Annotated in this window: 2 protein-coding genes; both read right to left on the reverse strand. The window is 75.6% G+C overall.

The window, feature by feature from the left end; all coding sequences use genetic code 11:
- Positions 1-200: 200 nt before the first annotated feature.
- Positions 201-848: a TetR/AcrR family transcriptional regulator gene (locus ABT247_RS31570; protein ID WP_350749556.1), complete on the reverse strand. Its 648-nt coding sequence runs from the start codon at positions 846-848 to the stop codon at positions 201-203.
- A 127-nt stretch (positions 849-975) separates the two neighbouring features.
- Positions 976-4,884: a type I polyketide synthase gene (locus ABT247_RS31575; RefSeq protein WP_350749559.1), complete on the reverse strand. Its 3,909-nt coding sequence runs from the start codon at positions 4,882-4,884 to the stop codon at positions 976-978.
- Positions 4,885-5,144: the final 260 nt, after the last annotated feature.

The raw sequence follows: 5,144 nt of genomic DNA on the forward strand, positions 1-5,144 counted from the left end.
CGGTCCGACAACCGCTCACCCGCAGGCGACTTGACCTGCCCCACCCTTGCCACACCACAACCAACGAGCCACAGACACCAAAGTCACCGGCATTGCGGCTAGGCCCCGCCCGGCGGTCCACCGGGAGCCGGACGGTGGCGCCCGGCCGAGACCGTCGGAGGGCGCCGCCTCCAGCCCCCGCAGGGAGGCGGCGCCGGGGGTCAGGCGCGGGCGGTGGCGGGCTCGGGCTCCGCCAGGGCGCCGTACAGCAGCAGGTCCAGGACGGCGAGCAGCTCCTTGGTGAGCGCCCCCTTGCGGCCGGGATGCATGCACCAGCGGTACAGCGCGCCGAGGTAGAGGTCGCGCAGCGCGTTGCCGACCTGGTCGGGGCGGATCCCCTCGCGGAACTCGCCCCGCCGAACGCCGTCGGCGACCAGTTCCGAGAACAGCTCGGCGAGGTAGGGCTCCTCCAGGAGGGGACGGCCCGCCCGGACCCAGGCCATCAGCATGGCCCCGGTCTCCTTCTGGTCCTCGTCGTTCATCCGGCCGAGGGCGCGCATGCAGCGCTGCAGCCGGAGGCGGACGGCGCCGGAGCCCAGGGCGTCCGCGTCGAGGGAGGAGCGCAGCGTGTCGCGGCGCTTCTCGCCCCACGTCCCGAGCAGGTCCTCCTTGCGCTGGAAGTAGTTGAAGAAGGTGCCCCGTGCGACATCGGCCCGTTCGGCGATCTCGTCGATCGAGGTCTCGTCGTAGCCCTGTTCGGTGAACAGGGTGAGGGCGGCGGTGTACAGCCTCTCCCTGACCCGCAGCTTGTTGCGCTCGCGGCGCCCCAGCGGCTCCGCCGGCGCGGGTGCAGCTCCCGTGGAATTCAACGGGGTCTCCGATCCATGGTGGCTGCCGGGGAGGGCCCACTCCTCCCCGACTTGGTGCACCACAGTTTAACTATGTTTCACAGTCGAAGTTGTCCTCCATAAAAGACCTCGATGGCTGCCGGAACCTTCACCCGATCGTCGCCAGCAGGCCGTTGAGGCTCTCCGAGCCGAGCAGGCGCCCCGCCGTGAGGTCCAGCCCGCAGTCGGAACGGACCTGCGCCCGCAACTGGGCGGCCATCAGCGAGTCCAGGCCCAGGTCGCGCAGCGAGCGGCGGCGGTCGATCGCCGCCTCGGGCAGGTCGAGCAGCCGGGAGACGCGCTGGAGCAGTGCGTCCGTCGCGGCGCGCGCGGCCGCCGGGGCGGGCTCGGCGCCCACGGCCACCGGGGCCGGTGCGGCGCCCGTCGGCACCGGCACCGACACGGGCACCGATGCGGACAGCAGCCCCGGTCCCGGCAGCGGCACCGGGGCCGCGGCGAGCGGCCGGAGGAGGGAGAGCGGCCGGGCGGCCGACGGCAGGGCGGGGCACCGCCGGGCGAGGGCCCCGGTCAGCCGACCGCGGACACCCGCCCCCGGCCCGGCCGGGGCGATCAGCTCGATGTCGAGGAACTCGGCGAGCACCGACCCGTCGGCGGCGAGCAGGAGGACGTCGCCCCGGGCCCGGCGGCCGCCCGCGACCGGGGTGACGCGGCACAGGCTCCAGTAGTCGTCGGTGAGTTCGGCATGGCGCCGGACGGTGCCGAAGCGCACCGGCAGGTAGCCGGAGCCGGCGGGGTAGCAGGCCGGCATCGCCAGCAGCCCCGCCTCCCAGCCGACGGCCGTCGAGGCGCCGCCGCGGCGCACCCGGGCGACGATGCGGCCGCCGCGCCGCCAGGCATGCTCGACCGTCCGTACGCCCGGGCCAGCCTCGATCCCGCGCCGGGCGGCCTCCGCGTACAGGGCGTCGGCGGACAGGTACTCCCGGTGCCGGGCCAGGCTGGTCTCCAGCAGCTCGCGCCGGGCGGGCGCGGCCGAGGCGGAGGCGGGCTCCAGGCGTCCGCGGGCGCAGGGCTCCGGCTCGGCGCCGGCACCGCGGCGGGCCTCGACCCGGACGTCCCGGGAGCCGTCCGGGCCCGGCGCGTCCACCGTGACGCGCAGCGTGGCGGTGGGGACGTCGGCGAGGGTGAGGGCGGCGTCGCCCAGCCGCACCCCGGTCAGGGCGAAGTCCTGCCCGGGAGCGGCCTCGCGTGCGGCGGCGAACGCGGCCTCCAGGTACACGGACGGGAAGACCGGCTCGACGCCGCTCACCGCGACCCCGGCGCCGGCGGCGGGCAGGCCCCAGGCGTCCAGCCGGGACTCGCGCACCAGCGGCGCGGCCGCGGCGGCCCGGCGCAGCGGGGAGGCGTCCCAGCAGTAGGTGGGCAGCGGCACCGCCGGGGGCTCGAAGCCGTACCAGCGCGACCAGTCGACGGCGGCGCCCCGGGCGAACGCCCGGCCCACCGCCTCCAGCAGCAGCACCGGCTCGTCGCCGCCGCGGCGCAGGGTGGGCACGGCGGCGGCCTCGGCGCCGCCCGCGGTGACCGTCTCCTCGACCGCCGCCGTCAGCACCGGGTGCGGGCTGACCTCGAGGAAGACGGTGTCCGTCCCGGCCAGCCGCCGGACGGCCTCGGCGAAGCGGACCGGGCGGCGCAGGTTGTCCAGCCAGTAGCGCGGTCCGAGCTCCTCGCCGGCGCTGGGGGCGGCGGTCACGCTGGACATCAGGGCGGTCCGGGTCCGGCGCGGCGCCAGACCGTCCAGGGCGGCGAGCAGCTCGGCGCCGATCAGGTCCATGTCGGGCGAGTGGGAGGCTACCTCGACCTTGACCGGACGGCAGAGCACCCCGGCGCCCTCCAGGTGCCGGGCGATCCCGGCCAGCGCGCTCGGCGGCCCGGCCAGCACGGTGGACGACGGGGAGTTCTCCGCCGCGACGCACACCGCGGCGAACTCCGGCTGGGAGGCGAGGAGTTCCCCGGCGCCCTCGGCGGAGAGCTCCACCGCCAGCATGGCGCCGCGCCCGGCGAGCCGGCGCATCAGCCGACTGCGGCGGCAGATGACGGCGGCGGCGTCGCTCAGGCCGAGCGCCCCGGCGCTCTGCGCCGCGGCGACCTCGCCCATGCTGTGGCCCACGCACACGTCCGGCGTCAGGCCGGCCTCCCGCAGGGCCGTGTCGAGGGCGACACCGACGGCCCACAGGGCGGGCTGGACCTTGTCCATGTCGGTGGGGAACTCGTCGGCCTGCCGGAGCAGGTCGACCACCGACCAGCCGAGCTCCAGGCCGATCGCGGCGTCGCACTCCAGCAGCTTCTCCCGGAAGGCCGGGGAGGTCTCCAGCAGTCGGCGGCCCATGCCGGACCACTGGGCGCCCTGGCCGGGGAAGACGAAGGCCAGCCGGCGGGGACCGCCGAAGCCCGCCTCGGCGGTGCCGCCCTCGGGGACGGACTCGCCCGCGGCCAGAGCCCGCAGCCGCTCGGCGACCACCCGGTGGCTGTCGCCGCGGACCCAGAGCCGGTAGGGGTGGGCGTCCCGGCGCAGCGCGGCGGCCGCGCAGAGATCCGGCAGCGGGACGTCGCGGCCGGGGCCGTCCGTCAGGTGGCTCGCGTAGGCCTCGGCCAGATGGCTCAACGAGCGGGCCGAGCGGGCGCTGAGCACCAGCAGCTGTTCGGCGGTGCCGCGGTGGGGCGGCACGGCGGCCGGCGCGGCCGGCCCGGCCGGGTTCGGGACGTACTCGCCGACCACGACGTGGGCGTTGGTGCCCGAGATGCCGAAGGAGCTGACGCCGAGCAGCGCCCGGTCGCCGGTCCTGGGCAGCGGGGTGTTGCGGGTGACGACGGCCACCCCGAGGTCGTTGCGCTCGATCACCGGGTTCGGTTCGGCGCAGTGCAGGGAGGCCGGGATGACGCCGTGCCGGGCGATCAGGACGGCCTTGATCAGCCCGGCTATGCCGGCCGCGGACTCGGCGTGGCCGATGTTGGTCTTCACCGAGCCGGTCAGCAGCGGCCGCCGCCGCGGGCGCTCGGTCGCGGCGGCGAGCGCCTGGAGCTCGACCGCGTCCCCGACCGAGGTGCCGGTGCCGTGGGCCTCCACGTAGTCGAGGTCCTGCGGGGCGATGCCGGCCGAGCGGCAGGCGGTGCGCAGCATGTCGACCTGGCCGCTGATCGCGGGTTGCAGCAGGAGCCCGCTGCCCCGGCCGTCGTTGGTGACCGCGCTGCCGAGCAGGGTGGCCAGGACGCGGTCGCCGTCGCGCTCGGCGTCCGCGAGCCGCTTGAGCACGATGACGCCGACGCCGTCGCTGCGGACGAAGCCGTCGGCGCCGGCGTCGCCGAAGCGGCAGCGGCCGCCGGGCGAGAGCATGCTGCCCTGGGAGTAGGCGATGGCGTCGTGGGAGGAGAGGACGAAGTTGACCCCGCCGGCGAGGGCGAGGTCGCACTCCCCGGCCAGCAGGCTCTGCCTGGCCTGGTGCACCGCGACCAGGGAGGAGGAGCAGGCGGTGTCGAGCACCACGCTGGGGCCGAAGAGGTCGAAGGCGAAGGAGAGCCGCCCGGCGGTGACGGCGCGCAGTCGGCTGCCGGCCACGTCGCGGACGTTCGGGCCGGCCTCGGAGCGGGTGGCTTCGGAGTACTCGGCGGTCGCCTGGCCGATGAACACCCCGGCGTGGGTGCCGGCCAGGGTGGACGGGCGGATGCCGGCGTCCTCGAAGGCCTCCCAGGTGGCGTGCAGCAGCAGGCGCTGCTGGGGGTCGATGGCCCGGGCCTCGGCGGGGGAGATGCCGAAGAACCCGTAGTCGAAGGAGAACGGGTCCGCCACGAAGCCGCCGTGCCGGGAGGCCGTCCGGCCGGGGACGCCGGGGGTGGGGTCGTAGTCGGCCGCGATGTCGAACCGCTCCGCGGGCACCGCGGTGACCGAGTCCCGGTGGGCCATCAGGTTCTCCCAGAACCGTCCCGGCCCGTCGGCGCCTGGAAACCGGCAGCCCATGCCGACGACGGCGACCTCGGGGCGGGGGTTCTGGTGTGCTTGCTCCATGGATGGCCCAATCTCGGTAGGCGGAGACCTGTGGCGTGCGTGACGGTGCGCGGATCTTGGGGCTAGCGGGATTCAAACTTACACCGGGACACAAGTTTGTTCCTAGGGTTCCGTCGATGGACTTGGAGTCCAATCACCGACCGGGGGAGGCTGCGGTCAAAGTGCCCCGATCAGCGGGATTTTGATCCCTTGTCGGGGTGATCGGGCCGCTTGCCCGAACGGTTGCGAAGGGTGCCGGAACGCCGGAAAGGCCGCCCGGG

This window comes from Kitasatospora sp. NPDC001539 (genome assembly GCF_040298565.1).
GTDB lineage: Bacteria > Actinomycetota > Actinomycetes > Streptomycetales > Streptomycetaceae > Kitasatospora.

What these genes read in the sequence shown, in the direction of transcription:
- ABT247_RS31575 (WP_350749559.1), bottom strand. Translation starts at nt 4,884, where the DNA reads ATGGAGCAAGCACACCAGAACCCCCGCCCCGAGGTCGCCGTCGTCGGC.